Source organism: Natrarchaeobius chitinivorans, assembly GCF_003841505.1.
GTDB classification, from domain to species: domain Archaea; phylum Halobacteriota; class Halobacteria; order Halobacteriales; family Natrialbaceae; genus Natrarchaeobius; species Natrarchaeobius chitinivorans.
Window position 1 is genome coordinate 33,469 of sequence record NZ_REGA01000018.1, and the last position, 19,403, is coordinate 52,871.

Genomic DNA, 19,403 nt, shown 5'->3' on the forward strand with positions numbered 1-19,403 from the left:
TCGGCAGTAAAACTGACCGTGGCTCGTCGAACGGGTGGGCGTCGGTGACCGGCGACGGCTACGTCGGCGCGGTCGATCAGGGAACGACCGGAACGCGGTTCATCGTGTTCGACCACGACGGGAGCGTCGTCTCGAGCGCCTACGAACGACACGAACAGCGCTATCCGGAAGCCGGCTGGGTCGAACACGATCCGGTCGAAATCTGGGAGAACACGAAGACGGTCATCACGCGGGCGCTCGGCCGCGCGGACGTCGGCCCGGAACGGCTCGAGGCCATCGGTGTGACCAACCAGCGGGAAACGACGGTGCTGTGGGACGCCGAGTCCGGAACGCCGATCTACGACGCCATCGTCTGGCAGGACCGCCGGACGACAGACCGCATCGAGACACTCGAGAGGAACGGCTCGACCGAGACGATCCGGGAGAAAACCGGCCTCGAGCCCGACGCCTACTTCTCCGCGACGAAAGCCGAGTGGCTGCTCGAGGAGGCCGATCCGATCAAGATGGAACGCGCCCGGCCGGCGGACGTCCGCGACCGTGCGAAAGCGGGCGAGATCCTGTTCGGGACGATCGACAGCTGGCTGATCTACAATCTCACTGGCGAGCACGTCACCGACGTCACGAACGCCTCGCGGACGATGCTCTACAACGTCCACGATCTCGAGTGGGACGACGACCTCCTCGCGGAGTTTTCGATCCCCGAAGCGATCCTCCCCGACGTCCGCCCCTCGAGCGACGAGGCGACGTACGGGACGACCGATCCCGACGGCTTCCTCGGAGCAGAGGTGCCGGTTTCCGGCGCGCTCGGCGACCAGCAGGCGGCCCTGTTCGGCCAGACCTGTTTCGATCCCGGCGACGCGAAAAACACCTACGGGACGGGGTCGTTTTTCCTGATGAACACCGGCGAGGAGGCCGTCGAGAGCGACCACGGCCTGCTCACGACGATCGGCTACCAGCGCTCCGGCGAGGACGTCCAGTACGCCCTCGAGGGATCGATCTTCGCCACCGGCGCGGCCATCGAGTGGCTCGAGGACGTCTCGCTGATCGACGATCCCGCCGAGACCGCAGAACTCGCCCGCAGCGTCGATTCGACCGACGGCGTCTACGTCGTGCCGGCGTTTACCGGCCTCGGCGCGCCCCACTGGGACCAGCGTGCGCGCGGAACGATCGTCGGAATGACCCGTGGAACCCGCCGGGAACACGTCGTCCGCGCGACCCTCGAGTCGATCGCCTACCAGACCCGCGACGTCGCCGAGGCGATGGAAGCCGACTCGGGAATCGAGATGACGAGCCTGAAAGTCGACGGCGGCGCCGTCAAGAACAACTTCCTCTGTCAGCTCCAGTCGGACGTCATCGGCTCGCGGATCGTCCGCCCGGTCGTCGACGAGACCACCGCCCTCGGCGCGGCCTACGCCGCCGGCCTCGCCGTCGGCTACTGGGCCGACCTCGAGGCGTTGTGCAGCAACTGGCGGGTCGACCGCGAGTTCGAGCCCGAAATGGACGAGGCCGTCGCGGACGAGCGCCACGAGCGCTGGATCCAGGCCGTCGAGCGATCGCGCGACTGGGCTCGAGACGATCGGTAATCGCACACCACACGATCGATAGACGCACATCACACGATCGGTAATCGCACACCACACGATCGATAGACGCACATCACACGATCGGTAGACACACACCACGCGAACGGATGCGAACTCCGAGTGTTCGACTCGAGCGGATCGGTCGTCGGCCGCCAGCGGCTTTCTCACCGAATCGATCCGGAGAGGACCTTCGCGGCGACGAGGACCGGATCCCAGGTGGTGTTAAACGGCGGGGCGTACGCGAGGTCGTAGTTCTCGAGGTCGAACACCGTCGCTCCTTCCTCGAGCGCGGCGACGACGGCGTGGCTGCGGTGGACCGCGCCTTCGCCGTACTCGCTGACCAGACTCGCGCCGAGCAGTCGCCCGGACCCGCGGTCGGCCGTCATCGTGACCGTGACCGACCCGCCGGCGGGATAGTACCCGGCGCGGGATTTCGCCGTGATCGTCTCGGTGACCGGATCGAACCCCGCATCGCGTGCGACCTCGTGATCCAGCACGCCGGTTCGAGCGGCCTCGACGTCGAACGCTTTGATAGCCGCGGTTCCGGCGACGTCGCCGCCTTCGGTTGGCCGTCCGGCGACGGTCTGGCCGACCGCACGCCCGTGACGATTGGCCGTCAGCGCGAGCGGGACGTACGTCGGCTCCCCCGTGACGACGTGAACCGCTTCGGCGCAGTCTCCCGCCGCGTAGACGTCGGGAACGTTCGTCTCCCGGTAGGCGTCGGTCGCGATGGCACCCGTCGAGCCGAGATCGATTCCGGCGTCTTCGGCGAGGTCCGTCCGGGGACGAACGCCGGTCCCGAGCAAGACCATGTCGACCGGGATGCTGTCTTCGGCCGTGAGGACCGCGTCGACCTCGTCCGCTCCCGACAGCTCCCGGACGTCGGCCTCGAGGTGCAAGACGACGTCGCGATCGCGGAGGTGCTCGGCGACCTCCTCGCTCGTCTCGTCGCTGAACCCCTTCAACACGCGCTCGCCCCGCTGAAAGAGGTTCACTTCGAACCCGTTTGCCGCGAGCGCCTCGGCCATCTCGATCCCGACGTAGCCGCCGCCGACGACCGCCACCGGGCCGGTACAGTCCTCGAGGTACCGACAGGCTGGGCCTCGATCGGGCTGCTGGAGGGACTCCCCGTCGCGGGCTCGAGCGACGTACTCCCGGAGTTCCTTCCCGTCGCTCATCGACCCGAGCGTGTAGACTCCCGCCAGATCGGTTCCCTCGATCGGCGGGGCCACCGCCTGCGCGCCCGTCGCGACGAGGAGGTGGTCGTAGGACTGAATCACGTCGTCACCGTCGTGCTCGGCGAGGACCTCCCTGCGGTCGGGATCGATCCCGACGACTTCGTGGCCCGTCCGAAGGTCGATATCGCGTTCGTCGCGAAACTCCTCGGGGGTGACCGAGACGAGCGACTCGAGCGACTGGATCTCGCCTTTGACGTAGTAGGGGAGCCCGCACGCGCCGTAGGAGACCCACTCCCCTTTCTCGAAGACGACCACCTCGAGGTCCGGATCGTCGCGTTTCGCCTTGCTCGCGGCGGACATCCCCGCCGCGTCGCCACCGACGACGACGAACGTCTCGTTCATGATTCGATCGATACGGTGTCCGCCGTCGTTATACTGTCGGACAGCAGCAGTGGTACTGTCGCTGGATCCGACCGCTTTAGGTCGCCGATCACCGTGATAAGGTAATGACAGCCGATCCGCCGCTCGTTCTCGACATCGACGGAACGTTGACCCGCCCCGACGGCTGGGGCATCGACCCCCGCGTCTTCGATCCCATCCGGGAGTGGGAGGCCCCGGTCGTCCTCGCCACCGGGAAGGCGTTTCCCTACCCCATCGCACTCTGTCACTTCGCCGGCGTGCCGGAACTCGTCGTCGCCGAAAACGGCGGCGTCGTCTACACCGGCGACGACGTCTTCTTCACCGCCGACAGGGAAGCGCCACAGGCCGTCGTCGACGCCTACCGCGCCGCCGGCTACTCGACTGGCTGGGGCGAGGAAGACACCGTCAACCGCTGGCGCGAGACGGAGGTCGCGATCAGCCGAGAACAGCCGGTCGAGCCGCTTCGCGAGATCGCCGCCGACTACGGCCTCGAGGTGATCGACACCGGCTACGCCTACCACGTCAAGGACCCGACGCCGACCAAAGGCGACGGCGTCGAGTACGTCGCCGATCACGTCGGATTCGACCTCGCCGATGCCGTCGCCGTCGGCGACTCGATCAACGACGTCTCGACGTTTTCGGTCGTCGGCCGGAGTTTCGCCGTCGCCAACGCCGACGACGAGGCCAAAGCCGCCGCAGACGAGGTACTCGAGCGACCCCACTTCGACGGCACGCTGTCGGTCATGGAGCGGGTGTCGGACCGCGACGCGTAACAGGCCTCCCTTCATCGAGACGACTGCCGGGTGCTCGCAGAACGCTTTTCTCCCGCCGCACGAAGGAGTAGCTATGGCAGTCGTGACCGCTCCCGCTATCGCCGCGTTCGGAGTCCTCGCGACGATCGCGATCTTCGTCTTCGTTCGCCGGGACGCGGTCCGGCGGGACGTCACGCGGCCGAACTCGTGGGCCGCCGTGGCGGCGGTACCGTTTCTCGTCGGCGTCTCGCTGCACCTGTTCGCGACCGTTCCAACGACGGGCGTCATCATGACCGCGAATACCGGGCTCGTCCTCTACACGTTCGAACGGGAGATCGCGGCCGAGGACGACGATCCGGCCGAACCGGGACGCCTTCCACACGACCCCGTCCGCTCGTCGTCGGATTCGACTCGAGGGCCCGAGTCAGACGAGGAGTAGCCAATCACGGGTCGTCACTGGATCGACGGGGGCGACCGACACCACACGGCTTTTGTCCGCGCCTCTCGAATCGACGCCAACATGAGCAACTCCGCCGATTCCGTCGACGCTTCGGCCGGGACGGAGACGGACGCCGACGGGGACGACAGCGACGGCGGGCCTGCCCAGGTCTCGAGTCCGGACTACCACAGCGAGAACCACACCGCGGCACAGACCTGCGGCTGGACCGCAAACGCCCTGCGCGGGGAGGGAAAGTGTTACAAGAACATCTACTACGGCATCGAGTCCCACCGGTGTATCCAGATGACGCCGGTGGTCAAGTGCAACGAACGCTGCGTCTTTTGCTGGCGCGATCACAGGGGTCACGCCTACGAGATGGACGAGGTCGAGTGGGACGATCCGGAGGCCGTCGTCGACGCGTCGATCTCGCTCCAGAAGAAGCTCCTGTCGGGCTTTGGCGGCAACGAAGAGGTCCCCCGGGACGTCTTCGAGGAGTCGATGGAGCCCCGACACGTCGCGATCAGTCTCGACGGCGAGCCGACGCTGTACCCCTACCTGCCCGAACTCATCGAGGCGTTTCACGATCGGGACATCACGACCTTCCTCGTCTCGAACGGTACCCGTCCCGACGTGCTCCGGGAGTGCGACCCCACGCAACTGTACGTCAGCGTCGACGCGCCCGAACGACACACGTTCGATCAGGTCGTCAAGCCGGTCGAAGACGGCGCCTGGGATCGGTTGCTCGAGACGATGGACGTCCTGGCCGAGAAAGACGAAACCCGGACCGTGCTCCGGACGACGCTCGTCGAGGGGGAGAACATGCACCACCCAGACTGGTACGCCGGCTTCTACCAGCAGGCCGACCCCGACTTCGTCGAGTTGAAGGCGTACATGCACGTGGGTCACTCCCGCGGACGCCTGGATCGGTCGTCGATGCCCGACCACGAGGATGTCGTCGAGTTCGCCGACGGGATCCGAACCCACATGCCCGAGTTCACGGAGCTCAAAGACGTCCCCGCCTCTCGAGTCGCCCTGCTCTCGAAGACCCGCGACACGTGGGTTCCGAAGCTGAAAAAGGACAGCGAGTTCTGGGACGCCGATCCCGTCGCGGGTGATTGACGCGATCTGCTGTACTCGAGACGCGGCCGTCGGTCGAGAGTGGCGGGAAACGGTACGATCGTTTCACCGACTACTATGACCGTTCCCGGCAACGTTCTAATCGCATCCGGCTTCACATCGGAGCAGGGTCGGAGTACCGCGACGGCTGGTTCGTCGCGTTCGGCGCGGACGCCGGTGACGCGGTTCACCGCATCGACGGCTCCGTCGCCACCGAATGCTGATCACTCGGCGGCCACTGTCGGAGTTGCACGTATCGGTGGGTTTTTCTCGCCGTCGCCGAACGGATACAGTATCCGCCGGGATCCGGACGGCACCATAACGATTTTGTTACGCGTTCCACATCCGGTACGCTTTTGACGGACTGTCCCGAACGACCAACTATGTCAGTGATAGCCGAGTCCGCCGTTGGCTACGACGAACTCGCGGTTCTCAAGCTTCTCGCACTCGAGGGCGGGCTCGAAGGGGACGTCAAAATCTCGTGTTCACACCTCGCGGACCGTCTCGACGCCTCGAACCAGACCGCTTCCCGTCGCCTCCAGCGCCTCGAGAGCGCCGACCTCCTCGTCCGGGACACCGTCAGCGACGGTCAGTGGGTCGAGATCACCGACGGGGGTGAGCGAGCGCTTCACGCGGAGTACGAAGATTACCGACGGATCTTCGAGACCGGTTCGGCGGTCGACCTCGCGGGGTCCGTCACGAGCGGAATGGGCGAGGGACGACACTACATCTCCCTTTCCGGGTACAAACGCCAGTTCGAGGATCGACTGGGCTACGAGCCGTTTCCCGGGACGTTGAACGTCGACCTGCGCGAGGAGAGCGTCCGGCGTCGGGGAGCGCTCTCGACGCTCGAGTCGATCCCGATCGACGGCTGGGAGGACGACGAGCGCACGTACGGACCGGCGATCTGTTACCCCGCGACCGTCGAAACGGCCGGCGGCGATACGTACGAGACGGCACACATCATCGCGCCCGAACGCACCCACCACGACGAGGACCAACTCGAGGTCATCGCGCCGGAGAAACTCCGGGACGAACTCGGACTCGAGGACGGCGAGCACGTGACGATTTCGCTGGGTGAGAACCGATGACGGGTCATCGCGCCGAACCCCGCCGGACCGCGGATGGGGGATCGAAGCCGTCGACGCCGCTCGAGGACACTCCGTTCGAGAACGCACTCGAGTCGCTCCGAGCCGGGGATCCGGTACTCGTCCACGACGCCGCCGACCGCGAGGGAGAGACCGACCTGATCTACCACGCAGACGCGGTCACGCCCGAGGCGGTCGCGCGATTGCGAAACGACGCCGGCGGACTCGTCTGTACCGCTTTCGACCACGAGACGGCCGACGCCTTCGGGCTCCCGTTTTTATCCGAGGAGATCGATCACCCGGCGACGACCGACCACGACCTCGGCTACGACGAACGGTCGTCGTTCTCGTTGACGGTCAACCACCGCGAGACGTACACGGGAATCACGGACAGCGATCGCTCGCGGACCATCCGGGCGCTTGCCGAGGCGGCCGCCACACCCGAACGCGTCGAGTTCGCCGAGGAGTTTCGCGCTCCCGGCCACGTTCACCTCCTGAGGGCCGCACCGGAACTGCTGGACCAGCGGGAGGGCCACACCGAACTCGCCATCGCACTCGCCGACGCGGCGGGTCTTCCACCCGCCGTCGTCGTCTGCGAGATGCTCGACGACGAAACCGGAGAGGCGCTCTCACCGGTCGACGCCCGCGCCTACGCCAGACGCAACGGGTTCACGTACCTCGAGGGACGAGAAATCCTCTCCCGGTTGGGATAGCGCAATCGTTGAAAATTCGCTTCTTCCCCCGTCTCCCCGATCCGGGCCCGAAAACGGCCACAGTTTTCGTAACTCCATCCAGTAGCCCGTACGAGAGACGGAACCTTCGGGTCGAATCCGCCGCCACACCGTTTCGACGCTCGCGGACTGTTACTTACGTCCGCGGCTGGCGAGCCGTTCGGAGTCGGAACCGCTTCGATAGACGGCATAGAGGACCAGGACGGCGATTGTGAAATCGAATCCGTGCTCGACGAGGTGATGAACCGTCATTGGAACGAGCCCGAACACCGTCCCGAGGCCGACAAACGACCGCACGGCGAGCAATCCGAGCACGACCGTAATCAGCAGATACCGCATCGATCGCCGTCGGGTGTACGCCACGACACCACACCCAAAGAGGATCGTCGTCCCAGCGGCTGCCAGCACGATGACGGTCAACAGCAGTGGTGCGAGTTGTGGATCGAGCCACCCGACCCCGAACGGACTCGTTGGGTGCATCTCCGCTATGTTATCTCGGTCTGAGAGTTACGTATGTGCTTCGGTTGTCGACGTTTTCCTCGGCGCTCGAGTCGAATACACTCGCGGCCTCGTCTGCGTTCGTGGTCGACGATCGAGATCACCGTAAACAGACGGGTCAAATGACGGTTCTCAGTTATCAGGAACGATCGAAATCCGTTAAGACAACCTGGCCACTAGGGTTCGATACACCGCGGAAACCGACGAGAACGTACCCGATACCAATGAACGACACTCGACGACAGATCAGAGCGCACGTCCAGACGAACGCCGGGATTCACTTCAACGAACTCGTCAGGGAGTCGGAGTTCGCACCGGGACAGATCCAGTATCACGTCCGCCGATTGATCGAGGCGGACTCGCTCGTCCGGGCGGAGTTCTACGGACGAACGCACTACTACCCCCCGGCGTACGACCAGTGGGAGCAGGCGGCGCTCGCGCTGTTCCGTCGGGAGACGACCCGCGAAATCGTCGTCGAACTGATCGAAACCGAGCCGACGGATCCAGAATCGATCGCTGAAGCGCTCGGAATCGCCCGGAGTACCCTCGAGTATCACCTCGATCGACTCGTCGAACACGAGATCGTAACGAAACGCTACGACGAGCGAAACCGGGTCACGCTTCGACTCGCCAACCCCGAGCGAACGGGCGAGTTGTTGTCGACGGTCGAGCCGACCGTCCCGGACCGGCTGCTCGATCGGTTCACTCGCCTCGTCGACCAGCTCCTCGAGCCGCCGGTCGACTCCCCCTGAGCCCGACCGACGTTCTGACCGCGACCCCGCTACGTCTCTCGACAAATCGGTACAGCAATCCGTCTCAGTCGAATCCACCACCGCGGACTCGCACCGACTCGAGTGCGACCGCGATGACTCCGCCAATCACTGTGAGGACGGCGCCGAACTGGAGGAGGATCTGGAAGCCCGTCGCCTCCACGCCGTCTGTGTGACCGTCCGCGTGGCCTTCAGGCTCGTGGTCGTCGACGTGGTCCTCGGCGTGGTCGTGGTCGTCGACGTGATCCTCGGCGTGATCGTGGTCCTCGGCATGGTCGTCGTGGTCGTGATCTTCGGAGTGACCGTCCGCCGGAACGACCACCGCAGCGATCCACTCGCTTACGTACGATCCCTCGGGCGCTCCCGTGATCCGAAGCTCCCAGATTCCATCGTCGGCGAGGGGCTGGACGACCGCGTACGCGCCGTCGTCGGTCTCCTCGAGTTCGACCTCGAACTCCGTTCCGTCGTCGCTACTCGCCAATAGGCGGACCGGCTGGTCGGACGCGACCGCCTCGCCGCCGTCGTCGAGAAACGTCGCTTCGAAGACGATCGGCTCGTCCGCCTCGAGAAGGAGCGTCTCACCCGCGGTCTCGTCGGCGGCGGGAAACGCCGTCACCTCGACGACGTGGTCGTCGTACTCGTACTCGATGGTCGATTCGACGAGGTCGTCGCCGCCGGCAACCGCGGCCGTCGGCGCGGACGTGAGGACGCCCGAGAGCACCACCACGGCGACCAGCAGGGCGACCTCGAGGCGGACGGAGCGTACGAACGTCGAGACCGACCGTCCGCGGCTCGAGCGTTCGACGCCGCCGTCCGTGCTCGCGGGTCGGGAGCCGTCGGCGGTTTCGGTGCGTCGGTCGGCCGCCATCCGGGGGAGAAGTACGAATCGCGAGAGGCCGCCGAGCCCGAGCGCCACCGTCGCGAGGACGAGTTTTGCGACCAGCGTGAGCCCGTAGGCCGTCTCCGTGAGCCCGTCGGCGGTCGGGACGTGCCACGAGGCGAGGACGAATCCCGACGCGACCACGAGCGTGACGCCGACGAACGCGAGGAGCGAAAACCGTTCGATCGTTCGCGCGAGCAGGTCCGCTCTGTCGTCCGGTTTCGCGGTTCGAACCGCGGGGACAACGCCCAGCGCGAGGACGGCGAGCCCCCCCGCCCAGAGGCCTGCGCCGAGGAGGTGTGCGAAGTCGACGGCTGCGCCCTGGAACCGATCGATCGCCGTCGCCGAGTGACTCGTCCAGGCGATCGTTCCCGCGACGGCGAGCGCGCCCGCGAACGCGGCGACGGACGAAGCCCGTTTCGCGACGAGCCCTCGAGCGGCGGCCGCGACGAGTCCCGTCAGGCCGACAGCGAGTGCGACCTGTGCGATCCAGGCCTCGCCGAGGGGCGTCTCGACGAACTGTGAGATCGTCTCGAGCGAGAGCGGGCCCAGTGCGGTCGTTCTGGCGAGTCCGAGGACGACCGCGCCCACGAGCGTGAGGCCGGCGGCTCCAGCGAGGAGCCGACCGATCCGTCCGTCGACGCGCGACCTGGTGGTGGCGTCCGCTCGAGCGAAGACCGGTCGGACCGCGAGCGTCGCGACCGCCGGGATCCCGAGCAGGCCGACGACGCCCACGAGCAACAATGCTTTCGCCCCCGCTTCGACCGGGGGAATCGTTTCGTCGCCCTCGTCGTCCTCGTAGGCCTCGAGGACGGCGTCGCGATCGAGCGGTTCGTCGCCGACGGCGAAGAAGAACGAGCCGGAGGTGGTGTGGCCGTCGTCGGCGAGCACCTCCCACTCGACGACGTACATTCCATCGTCACCGGCCGCGTCGTCGATCGGCACGCGGACGACCTGCGTGTCGTCGGGATCGATCTCGGGTTCAGCCGAGACGACCTCTCCGTTCGGGTCCTCGACGGTAACGTCGGCGTTGACGACGCCGTCGCCGGAGAAGTAAAGCGTCACGTCGTCGGGCGGCGAGTCGACCTGCTCGCCGTTCGCGGGGTCGCTCTCGCTCAGGTAAGCGTGGGCCGCGACGGGAGTTCCCACGAGCGCGAGCGCCAGCGAAGCCACGAGGAGACCGACGAGTGCCGCCGCGGCGAGCGACCGGGCCCGAGCCATCGAGGTGCCAGGGGGCATCGGTTACCTGAGTGTGCCGCTGTAGCCGACTCCCGAATCCCCGACGTACTGGACGGTATCGACGCCCTCCTCGACCTCGACGTGATCGACGACCTCCCGTGCGTCGACGTCGACGATGGGGACGGTTCCGTCTGCGTCCGCGGGCGAGACGAAGTAGCCCCCGCCGGCGACGCCGGTTCGGTGGAGGTGGTGTGCCCCTTCGGGTCGCTCGATGTCGCCGATGTCGACCGTCTCGACGGCCTCGAGTTCCTCGACGTCGATGATCGAGGCCTCGTCGGTCATCGTGTGGGCGGTGATCGCATAGAGCGCGTCGTCGCCTTCGTGATAGCGCAGGGCGTCGGGGCCCTCGCCGACGTCGACGACGCCGAGTTCGTCGCTGTCCTCGCTCGTCGCGTCGAGGAATCGAATGCTGTCCCCGTCGAGGAGGCCCATAACCTGCTCGTCCGGAGAGAGGTACATCCCGCCCGAAACGTCGAGCCTGTCGACGATCTCGTCGCTATCGGAATCGACGACGACGGTCTCGTCTCCGAACTCGAAGTACGCGAGCCCCGTTTCCGGGCTGTAGGCCTTGTAGTGGGTGCCCTGATCGTCGACGTCGTCGAATTCGATGAAATCGCTTCGCTCGTAGTTCTCGAGCTCGATCACCGGCACACCGGGGTCGTTCACGTTCGTCGCGTACCCCCTCGAGCCGAAGTCCTCGTGGTAGAGGAGCTTGCCGTGGCCTTCGTTCTCGAGGCCCGACTCGACGATCTCAGTGACCTCGTGGGAGTCGGTGTCGATGACGTAGAAGGTCCCCTCGTCGTCGCTGTGAACCCACATCTCGTCGTCGTTTGGATGGTACATGTGCGTCGGTCCCGGGCCGACGTCGACCTCGGAGACGATCTCACGGGTTTCGGTGTCGACGACGAGCACCTGCGATGGAGACTCCCGGATAACGTAGATCTCGCTGTAGTCGGCCGTAATCCGCGGGTCGCCCCAGCCTTCCTCGGAGAGTCCGTCGGTGATCTCGTCGACGACCTCGCCCTCCGCGGGGTCGATGATCGCGATCGTGTTGGGGGCAAAGGCGTAGACGAACCCGTCGCTTCCCACTGGGCTCGAATCGTCGGTATCGTCGTCGCCGTGACCGTCGCTGTGGTCGTGGTCATCGCCGTGATCGTCGTCACCGGTTACCTCCTGTTCGTCGCCGTTACCGCCGAGGCAACCGGCGAGGGCGATCACCGAACTGCCTGTCGCAACCTGTACGAATCGTCGTCGGTCGATGGGGGTTTGCATACCCCACCCTTTAGGAGCCACTATATTTCGACTTCTGGTTCAATAGTAGAAAAGGGCGTGTGCGGCTTTCACGGACGATTCTGGAATCTATCCGATCGTAGCTCGAGCGGCGGCCGACCGACGCGGAGTCGGCGGAGGCAGAGGCCTCGAGCTCAGCGGATCCGGCGGTGGCCCGGACGTGCCTGACCCGTCGCGCCGAAAAATCGCGAACACTTAGCTAGAAAAGAGGGCGCTAAGCCCCCGTCCTCAAGGAGCGAACGAGCATATGCGAGTGAGCGAGTAGGGCGGGGATACAGCGTCCGCACGACTCTCAAACGGCTCTATCAAAATGATTAACTAACTACAACTACTAGTGGAGAGCAAGTCGCATGGAGTACAGTCCACGATACAGACTCTTTCCCACGACCGAACAGCGTGAGAGCCTCGACTGGACTCGAAACATCGTGCGACAACTCTACAACCACGCACTCCACGAATTCAACAACATTCCAGAAGCCGACGGAACGCTTCGACAGCGCGTCTGGCAAGTCCGAGACGAACTCCCCCAACTCAAACAACAGTGGACCGACCTGAAACAGGTCTACTCCACCGTGTTGCAGAAAGCTGTCGAACGAATCCGCACCAACATCAATAATCTCGACAAACTCAAAGCCAAGGGATACGACGTTGGCTCACTGAACTGGAAATCGCCGCGAGAGTACAGGAGTTTCACGTATCGGCAATCGGGCTTCGAACTCGACAAGAAGAGTGGCCCGCGAAACCGAGCAATACTCCGCGTAAAGAAAGTCCGTGGCGACACACTGCAAATCCCGATCCGCCTTCACCGTGATCTTCCCGAACACGACGCTATCAAGGAAGTCACGGTAAAGAAAGAGCCCACGGGAGCGTGGTACGCCTCGTTCTGCATCAGCACGAACGAACCCGAGAAGCCCAACTCTGACGGCATTGACACTGAAGATACCGTCGGTCTCGACCTTGGTGTTCTCAACTTCGTCCACGACTCGGACGGGCGCTCCATCGGACGACTCGAGTTGTCCGACGATCGAGAACGGTTGGAACGCGAGCAGCGGTCACTCTCGCGCAAACAGTACGAGTCTCGCAACTGGGAGAATCAACGGCGTCGAGTTGCTGCGGTTCACGCTCGCATGTCGAACAAGAAGCGCGATTACAAGCACAAACTTGCACATTTCTATACGACGGAGTACGATGCCGTATTCGTCGAGGATTTGAACGTGAAGTCGATGCTCGAATCCGATGGTAATGCGCGGAACAAGGCTGAAGTCGGCTGGCGTGACTTCATCACGGTTCTCACACACCACGGTCGAAAGAACGGGTGTCACGTGGTCAAGGTCGAACCACATGGGACGACGAAGGAGTGCGCCAAGTGTGGTGTAGAGACTGAGAAACCGCTCTGGGTTCGAGAGCACACGTGTCCGTCATGCGGGTTCGAGGTGGATCGGGATTGGAACGCCGCGTTGAACGTAAAATCGCGTGGGTTGGACAAACTAGGAGTGGTTCACTCCGAAGCAACGTCTGTGGAGACTGCAACCGCTGTGGATACACTTTCCGTATCTGCAAGTCGCGTCGTCGAAGCAGGAAGCCCCTGCCTCAAGGAGCCAGCTACTGCTGGCGAGTAGGCAGGGGTAGTTCACTACGGTGGCATTCAACACACTCGACAATGGGATTCCACGAAATGGACGTCGACACGATCTGAATACTGCCAATCCCCAATATACCAACGCTCTTCCGTAAGAGATTGTTGATCCAGTTGTGTTGCCCGTCTGTTTGACTGAGATCTGCGTGTAGAGCGGTTCCTGATCGATGACTCAGTTCATCACAATCAACGCACAATCGCAAGAGGGCGCTCCATCAACAATGTGGTACACAAGAGCGAACGTGTTCGCTCTTCTGTAGGAGATTGTTGATACCGCTCAGCTGTGGCTGTCGAATCGAAGAGGACAAGGACACCGCGTCAGCGGTGTCCGATACATATGATTCCGCTCGATGTGTTTGAGTCGGAATTGGTCGCAGCGGACCTGCTCCAACAGGTTTGCTGGCGTTACGGAGTTTCCTGTCCCCGCTGTCGTTCTGACTTGACAGTCAAGAACAGAAGCTATGGGCACTTTCAGCGCTATCTCTGTAAGAATTGCGACCGTACATTCAACGACAAGACCGGCACGATCTTCGCCCATTCGAGGATTGCACTCAGAAAGTGGCAGTTCTCGATTTATGCGTTTCTCCGGTTTAACACGAGTCTTCGCCAGCTTCAGATAGAAATCAACGTTCAGTCCAAAACAACCACCAGCGCGTCGAGCGCTTCACGAAGGCGCTCGACGCACATTCGCTCGCCCTCGTAGGTCCCGTCGAAATCGACGAATTCTACGTCTCTGCGGGGATGAAAGGCCGCGAGTGCGACCGACCGTCGCGCTCGCGTGGCCTGTCCACGCGTGGGCGAGGATCAGTATAAGCAGGACAAACCGCCGGTGATGACGATCGTCGATCTTGGCACCGGAAATCGGTACGTGATCCCCACGAAATCCGCTGACGAATCGACGCGACCCCTTCTCGCAAACCGCGATAAGGAGCCACTGACCGTCTACACCGGCGGATTTCGTGCCTACGATCCACTCAGCGAGGACGACGCATTCGACCGCGAATACGTCGTCCACGGTGACGGCGAATACGCTGACGAAGACGTTCACGTAAACACCTGCGAGAGCCACGGATCGCTGCTGCGACCGTGGCTCTCACCTCATCGAGGTATCTCAAAAGATAAGCTCACACAGTATCTCCGAGCCTTCCAGCTTCGACGAAAATTACTGCGGAAACCAGGAAGAAAAGCGCTCAAACACGCTATCAAAGCTACGCTGTGAAATCAACAAAGTGCTACACAAGAGCGCATCCTCAATTTACCCGATTACTCGGTGATGAATGTAGGGGTCGTGTGACGGAAAGGGTTAAGAGTGAATTGGCGAAAGGTGGGAGTATCAGCCATGGGATTCGATGAAATGGAATCCGTGAATACGATCTGGATGGACGGCGAGTTCGTCGACTGGGACGACGCGCAGATCCACGTCCTCACGCACGGACTACACTACGGCAGCGGCGTCTTCGAGGGTGCACGCTGTTACGACACCGCGAACGGACCTGCCCTCTTTCGCTGGGAGGAGCACCTCGAACGGCTCTATCAGTCGGCACAGCCCTACGAGATGGAGATCGATCACGACCCCGAGGAACTCACCGAGGCGACGATCGAACTCATCCAGCGCCAGGAGTTGCCCTCCTGTTACATCCGCCCGATCGCATTCTACGGCTACAACTCGCTGGGCGTCAGCCCCAAAGACTGCCCGACGAAAACGGCCATCGCCGTCTGGCCGTGGGGTGCCTACCTCGGGGAAGACGCCCTCGAGAACGGCATCGACGTGATGATCTCCTCCTGGCGCAAACACGCCTCGAGTCAGATCCCGACGAACGCGAAGACGACCGGCCTCTACGTCAACAGCATGCTCGCCGGCGAGGAGGCCCGCCGGAACGGCTTCGCGGAGGCGATCGTCCTCAACAAGGAGGGCAACGTCGCCGAAGGGCCCGGCGAGAACCTCTTTCTCGTGCGAGACGGCGAGATCTACACGCCCGGCCTCTCCGAATCGATCCTCGACGGCATCACGCGCGACGCCGTCATCACGCTCGCAGAGGACCTCGGCTATACGGTCCACGACACCGTCTCGATCTCGCGGGGCGAACTCAACACCGCCGACGAACTGTTTTTCACCGGTTCCGCGGCGGAGGTCACGCCGATCCGAAAAGTCGACAACGTCGTCATCGGCGACGGTTCGCGTGGGCCCGTCACCGAAGCGATCCAGTCGCGGTTTTTCGAGGTCGTCGAACGGGAGACCGACGAGTACGACGACTGGTTCACGTACGTCTAGTACTATTTTCCGCCCGTCAGTTCTGCCGAACCCCGGAATCGTCTCGAGCTACGCGGGAGACCGGGACGGCGATCCGTCTCCGTCTCAGTCGTCGTCGGCGTCGGAGGGTTCGACCTGACCGCTCGCTTTCGCTTCGTCGACGACGTCGATCGAGACGCCGGCGTCCATTCCCCGCGTCCGGTCCGCGTCGCCGAACCCGGCGCTCAAGACACGTGTGAGCGCGTCTTCGACGTCCTCGTCCAGTTCCTCGATGCGCTCGGATTCGACCTCGATGACGAACCCGGTCGTGATGTTCGGCGACGTCGGCAGAAACAGCACCTCCCTGTCGTCTTCGGTCACCTTCCCCGTCTTGAACGCGGTCATCCGGAGCCCCTCCCACACCTCGAGTTTGACCGGGGTCTGGAGCGATTCTTGCTCGCCGAAGGCGGTTTCGGCGGCCATCTTCGAGGCGTTGTAGACGACTCGCATCACCGGCACCCGGTTCGCCACGTTGTCGACCACGCGCTCGACCAGTCCGCCGACGGTCGTCCGCATGAGATAGCCGACCGAGAGCGTGAGGATGATAAACACGGTCAGCGTGACGATGACCCGCAGGAACTGGGCGAGCTGTTCGCGGGTCTGGACGGCCTGGTCGCCGTCGCCAGGGATGAACGGTTCGAGCGCCTCGGCCTCGAGTATGAGTCCGGGCGTGACGCCGGCGACGAGACCGTAGATCCAGTAGATGACGTAGAGGGTGATGAGAATCGGGCCGAGGACGATCAGCCCGCTCGCGAAGTCCCGCTTCCACGAAGCCATGTTCTGTGACTCACGCCAGGGGCTAATGAGCCCTTCCCTTTATCGGCCGAGAACGGCACGGAGGGCGAACCGGAGGTTTTCCTTTCTCTCCATCGCTCTCCGATAAAAGTACGACTTCCAGCGATCGCCGTAGGGAGCGTACTGCCAGACCTCGTACTCCTCGGCGAGGTCGTACTGGGCGTCTTCGCGTACGCCCATGAGCATCTGAATCTCGAAGTCGGTCCCGTACTCGTCGTGTAACTCGATGGCGCGTTCGATCATCGCCGGATCGTGACTGCCCACGGCGATGCCGCCGTCGAACTCGGAGAAGGCGTACTCGAGCAGCCGCTCGTACTCGCGGTTGACCCGATCGGTGTCTTTGTACGCGACGTCCGCGGGTTCGTCGTACGCTCCTTTGACGAACCGGATCTTGCCGGGGACGTCCGCGAGCCGTTCGACGTCGTCTCGCGTCCGTTTCAGGTTCGCCTGGACGCAGACGCCGACGCCGTGTTCGTACTCGGTCGCGAGTTCCTCGAACGCCTCGAGCGTCGGATCTGTCGTCGTGTGGTCTTCCATGTCGATCCAGACGAACACGTCGTGATCGGCCGCGGTGGCGACGACGTCGTCGAGTTCCTCGCGGAAGACGTCGACCCCGAGGTCCAGGCCGAGCTGGGAGGGTTTGACCGAGAGAGACGCCGCGAGGTTCGACGTCGCGATGTCCTCGGCCAACGACCGGTACTCGGCAGCGTCGGACCGAACGGGCGGTCGACTCTCGTAGTGTTCGCCGAGCAGATTGACGATCGCGTTGACGTCTCGCTGATTCACCCTGTGGACGTGATCAAGCGCCTCCGCCGGGGACTCCCCCGCGACGAACCGACTCGCGATTGGCGGGATCATATCGGACGTATCGTCCGCGGAACATAAGTCGTTTCGTCCGTTCTCATCGATCTCGGCGTCATCGACCCACGCGGCCGCCCGTCCTCGGGGGTCCGGTCTGCAGATGGCGACCAGTCTGATACGGATTGCTGTCACTGTTTACCGGGCGTTCTCCTCACGGGATCGGTCGTCCCCTCCGCTCTCCGGCCACGTCTCCGCAACCTGTCGGTACGTTTCCCGACAGCGCTCGAGGACCGAAATCGAGACGCTCTCGTCTCTGGTGTGGGCCTCCCCGGGTTCGGAGGGGCCGTATACGAGACACGTCGTTCCGGCCTGTGAGAGCCATCCCGCGTCCGTCGCGTGCGGTTTCGTGACGAGTTCCGGGTCGCCCGACTGGCACTCGCGGGCGGCCGCGAGCATCCGGCCGGCGAACGCATCGTCCTCACACAGCATCGGTGGCAGATTCTGATCGACGGTCCACTCGACGTCCGGGATATCCGAGAGAACCCCGAAGTCGATGCGTTCGCCGGGGACCGTTCGCTCGTCGACCGTGAACGAACATCGATCGGGGACGACGTTGATCGCCGATCCGCCGTCGATCTCGGTGACGGCGACGCTCCCGGTAAGCGCCTCGCCGGCGACGTCGACCGCGGGGAACTCGAGGGCCCGAATCCGATCGATCGCATCGGCCGCGCGGTAGATGGCGTTTTCGCCGGCGTCGGGTTCGCTTGCGTGAGACGCGACGCCGTGGGCGGTGACGGTGGTTCCCCGTCGACCGCGGTGGGCGACGACGACGTCGGTGACTCCGGGTTTCGAGTAGTTCGTCGACCCCTCACCGACGACGGCGTAGTCGGGGACGAACCCCTCTTCGATGGCGTGGCGTGCACCGACGCCGCCGACCTCCTCGCCGACGAAACTCGCGAAGACGAGGTCACAGCCGTCGGGCGGCGTCGCGTCTCGGAAGGCGACCATCGCGGCCGCTACGGCACCCTTCATGTCCGCCGCACCGCGGCCGAAGATGCGGCCCTCGCGTTCCTCGACGAGGTACTCGCCCTCGCGTCCCGGGTCGTCTCGAACCTGCGAGTCGGCCGGCGGGACGACGTCGTGATGGCCGACGAGCGCGAGCGACGGCCGATCAGTCGACCCGTCGCCGTCCTGTCCTGTCGGCCCCTTTCGTGCGAGGACGTTTCCGACGGCGTCCCGGGTAACGCGAGCCGCGGTTTCCTCGCGGAGCCACGTCTCGATGGCGTCACCCGCGTCAGTCTCGTCTTCGTGACTCGGAATCGAGACCAGCGTTCGGGTCAACTCGGCGACGCTCGAGGTCATGGAGGACGGTTCGGTGACCCGCCAGTTCATACTGTCGAAGACACGTTCGTGACGGAATCCGTTCACATAGACCTCTTCGATTCCCCGAGTGTTCCCGCGGTCTGGGAAATCGATCTCGCCCTGGAGATGTACCGTGTGACGACCAGCGTCGTAGTCACTCTCGAGGACGGGTTTCGGTTACAACGGAGGCCGAAGCAGTCGGGGCCATGTACAGGGGCGGCGTCCGAGTCGGGCAACTCGAACGTCGACCCGAATACGTTTGTGTCAGAGGCACACGACGACTACCGACGATCTTTGCGAATCGAACCGATCGGCGTGCTCCCGCTTGACCCATCGGGTGGCAGTTGTCGTGGTGCATCGTAACGTCCACTGTGGGCCTCCCTTACCTTACCGTATGAACGCCGATTCAACGGGTGAACATCCATGGAAAATCGATCACTGTGTGAAATCCAGAACGTCTTCGAGGCGATCGTCGACTCGCCTCGTCCGAGGGCAGAGCCGCTACTATCGAGCGATCGATGGTCTCGTGCCTCCC

Annotated in this window: 16 protein-coding genes and 1 pseudogene; 10 read left to right on the forward strand and 7 right to left on the reverse strand. The window is 63.9% G+C overall.

Annotation, left to right across the window (positions count from 1 at the left end; translation table 11 throughout):
- Positions 1-44 precede the first annotated feature (44 nt).
- A complete protein-coding gene (glpK, locus tag EA473_RS17275; RefSeq protein WP_124196896.1) occupies positions 45-1,583 on the forward strand; it encodes a glycerol kinase GlpK in 1,539 nt (512 codons plus the stop codon).
- A gap of 164 nt (positions 1,584-1,747) precedes the next feature.
- On the opposite strand, the gene EA473_RS17280 is transcribed toward glpK, so the two are convergent.
- A complete protein-coding gene (locus EA473_RS17280; protein WP_124196897.1) occupies positions 1,748-3,163 on the reverse strand; it encodes an FAD-dependent oxidoreductase in 1,416 nt (471 codons plus the stop codon).
- Between the two features lie 104 nt (positions 3,164-3,267).
- Here EA473_RS17280 and EA473_RS17285 point away from each other — a divergent pair, with 104 nt between their 5' ends.
- The 5 genes from EA473_RS17285 to ribB all read left to right on the forward strand — a co-directional run bounded on the left by EA473_RS17285 (position 3,268) and on the right by ribB (position 7,289).
- Positions 3,268-3,954, forward strand: coding sequence for a phosphoglycolate phosphatase (locus EA473_RS17285; protein WP_124196898.1), 687 nt, complete (start codon positions 3,268-3,270; stop codon positions 3,952-3,954).
- A 73-nt stretch (positions 3,955-4,027) separates the two neighbouring features.
- On the forward strand, positions 4,028-4,372 hold the full coding sequence (locus EA473_RS17290) for a hypothetical protein (protein WP_124196899.1): 345 nt from the start codon (positions 4,028-4,030) through the stop codon (positions 4,370-4,372).
- A gap of 81 nt (positions 4,373-4,453) precedes the next feature.
- Positions 4,454-5,491, forward strand: a complete 1,038-nt coding sequence (gene twy1 / locus EA473_RS17295) for a 4-demethylwyosine synthase TYW1 (RefSeq protein WP_124196900.1) — start codon at positions 4,454-4,456, stop codon at positions 5,489-5,491.
- A 380-nt stretch (positions 5,492-5,871) separates the two neighbouring features.
- The gene (locus tag EA473_RS17300; RefSeq protein WP_124196901.1) at positions 5,872-6,579 is read left to right on the forward strand and encodes a DUF120 domain-containing protein; all 708 of its coding nucleotides are present in this window, start codon (positions 5,872-5,874) and stop codon (positions 6,577-6,579) included.
- A complete protein-coding gene (gene ribB, locus EA473_RS17305) occupies positions 6,576-7,289 on the forward strand; it encodes a 3,4-dihydroxy-2-butanone-4-phosphate synthase (RefSeq protein WP_124196902.1) in 714 nt (237 codons plus the stop codon). Before EA473_RS17300 ends, ribB begins: the two co-directional genes overlap by 4 nt.
- Positions 7,290-7,439: 150 nt before the next feature.
- Here ribB and EA473_RS17310 read toward each other — a convergent pair whose 3' ends face one another.
- Positions 7,440-7,787 (reverse strand): DUF7471 family protein, encoded by a 348-nt coding sequence (locus tag EA473_RS17310; RefSeq protein WP_124196903.1) that lies wholly within the window; start codon positions 7,785-7,787, stop codon positions 7,440-7,442.
- 242 nt (positions 7,788-8,029) lie between these two features.
- Here EA473_RS17310 and EA473_RS17315 point away from each other — a divergent pair, with 242 nt between their 5' ends.
- Positions 8,030-8,557 carry a winged helix-turn-helix transcriptional regulator gene (locus tag EA473_RS17315; RefSeq protein ID WP_124196904.1) on the forward strand — a complete coding sequence of 176 codons (528 nt, stop codon included), beginning with the start codon at positions 8,030-8,032 and terminating at the stop codon, positions 8,555-8,557.
- Between the two features lie 64 nt (positions 8,558-8,621).
- On the opposite strand, the gene EA473_RS17320 is transcribed toward EA473_RS17315, so the two are convergent.
- Both EA473_RS17320 and EA473_RS17325 read right to left on the reverse strand, forming a co-directional pair.
- Entirely contained in the window at positions 8,622-10,676 is a 2,055-nt protein-coding gene (locus EA473_RS17320) for a copper resistance CopC/CopD family protein (protein WP_243645292.1), read from the reverse strand.
- 21 nt (positions 10,677-10,697) lie between these two features.
- Positions 10,698-11,966 (reverse strand): YncE family protein, encoded by a 1,269-nt coding sequence (locus EA473_RS17325; protein ID WP_124196906.1) that lies wholly within the window; start codon positions 11,964-11,966, stop codon positions 10,698-10,700.
- Positions 11,967-12,334: 368 nt separating this feature from the next.
- Here EA473_RS17325 and EA473_RS17330 point away from each other — a divergent pair, with 368 nt between their 5' ends.
- The 3 genes and pseudogenes from EA473_RS17330 (at position 12,335) to EA473_RS17340 (ending at position 15,892) form a co-directional block, all read left to right on the forward strand.
- Entirely contained in the window at positions 12,335-13,603 is a 1,269-nt protein-coding gene (locus EA473_RS17330; protein WP_124196907.1) for an RNA-guided endonuclease InsQ/TnpB family protein, read from the forward strand.
- A gap of 354 nt (positions 13,604-13,957) precedes the next feature.
- Positions 13,958-14,839: pseudogene (locus EA473_RS23170) on the forward strand (IS1595 family transposase).
- 120 nt (positions 14,840-14,959) lie between these two features.
- The gene (locus EA473_RS17340; protein ID WP_124196908.1) at positions 14,960-15,892 is read left to right on the forward strand and encodes a branched-chain amino acid transaminase; all 933 of its coding nucleotides are present in this window, start codon (positions 14,960-14,962) and stop codon (positions 15,890-15,892) included.
- 84 nt (positions 15,893-15,976) lie between these two features.
- On the opposite strand, the gene EA473_RS17345 is transcribed toward EA473_RS17340, so the two are convergent.
- The 3 genes from EA473_RS17345 to EA473_RS17355 form a co-directional block, all read right to left on the reverse strand.
- Positions 15,977-16,687, reverse strand: coding sequence for a DUF502 domain-containing protein (locus EA473_RS17345; RefSeq protein WP_124196909.1), 711 nt, complete (start codon positions 16,685-16,687; stop codon positions 15,977-15,979).
- 39 nt (positions 16,688-16,726) lie between these two features.
- A complete protein-coding gene (locus tag EA473_RS17350) occupies positions 16,727-17,563 on the reverse strand; it encodes a proline dehydrogenase family protein (protein ID WP_124196910.1) in 837 nt (278 codons plus the stop codon).
- A 138-nt stretch (positions 17,564-17,701) separates the two neighbouring features.
- A complete protein-coding gene (locus EA473_RS17355) occupies positions 17,702-18,898 on the reverse strand; it encodes a M20 family metallopeptidase (protein ID WP_243645293.1) in 1,197 nt (398 codons plus the stop codon).
- Between the last annotated feature and the right edge of the window lie 505 nt (positions 18,899-19,403).

Excerpts from the sequence above, each read along its gene's own strand:
- EA473_RS17280 (WP_124196897.1), bottom strand. The coding sequence starts at position 3,163 with ATGAACGAGACGTTCGTCGTCGTCGGTGGCGACGCGGCGGGGATGTCC.
- EA473_RS17285 (WP_124196898.1), top strand. The coding sequence starts at position 3,268 with ATGACAGCCGATCCGCCGCTCGTTCTCGACATCGACGGAACGTTGACC.
- EA473_RS17290 (WP_124196899.1), top strand. The coding sequence starts at position 4,028 with ATGGCAGTCGTGACCGCTCCCGCTATCGCCGCGTTCGGAGTCCTCGCG.
- twy1 (WP_124196900.1), top strand. The coding sequence starts at position 4,454 with ATGAGCAACTCCGCCGATTCCGTCGACGCTTCGGCCGGGACGGAGACG.
- EA473_RS17300 (WP_124196901.1), top strand. The coding sequence starts at position 5,872 with ATGTCAGTGATAGCCGAGTCCGCCGTTGGCTACGACGAACTCGCGGTT.
- ribB (WP_124196902.1), top strand. The coding sequence starts at position 6,576 with ATGACGGGTCATCGCGCCGAACCCCGCCGGACCGCGGATGGGGGATCG.
- EA473_RS17310 (WP_124196903.1), bottom strand. The coding sequence starts at position 7,787 with ATGCACCCAACGAGTCCGTTCGGGGTCGGGTGGCTCGATCCACAACTC.
- EA473_RS17315 (WP_124196904.1), top strand. The coding sequence starts at position 8,030 with ATGAACGACACTCGACGACAGATCAGAGCGCACGTCCAGACGAACGCC.
- EA473_RS17320 (WP_243645292.1), bottom strand. The coding sequence starts at position 10,676 with ATGGCTCGGGCCCGGTCGCTCGCCGCGGCGGCACTCGTCGGTCTCCTC.
- EA473_RS17325 (WP_124196906.1), bottom strand. The coding sequence starts at position 11,966 with ATGCAAACCCCCATCGACCGACGACGATTCGTACAGGTTGCGACAGGC.
- EA473_RS17330 (WP_124196907.1), top strand. The coding sequence starts at position 12,335 with ATGGAGTACAGTCCACGATACAGACTCTTTCCCACGACCGAACAGCGT.
- EA473_RS17340 (WP_124196908.1), top strand. The coding sequence starts at position 14,960 with ATGGGATTCGATGAAATGGAATCCGTGAATACGATCTGGATGGACGGC.
- EA473_RS17345 (WP_124196909.1), bottom strand. The coding sequence starts at position 16,687 with ATGGCTTCGTGGAAGCGGGACTTCGCGAGCGGGCTGATCGTCCTCGGC.
- EA473_RS17350 (WP_124196910.1), bottom strand. The coding sequence starts at position 17,563 with ATGATCCCGCCAATCGCGAGTCGGTTCGTCGCGGGGGAGTCCCCGGCG.
- EA473_RS17355 (WP_243645293.1), bottom strand. The coding sequence starts at position 18,898 with ATGAACTGGCGGGTCACCGAACCGTCCTCCATGACCTCGAGCGTCGCC.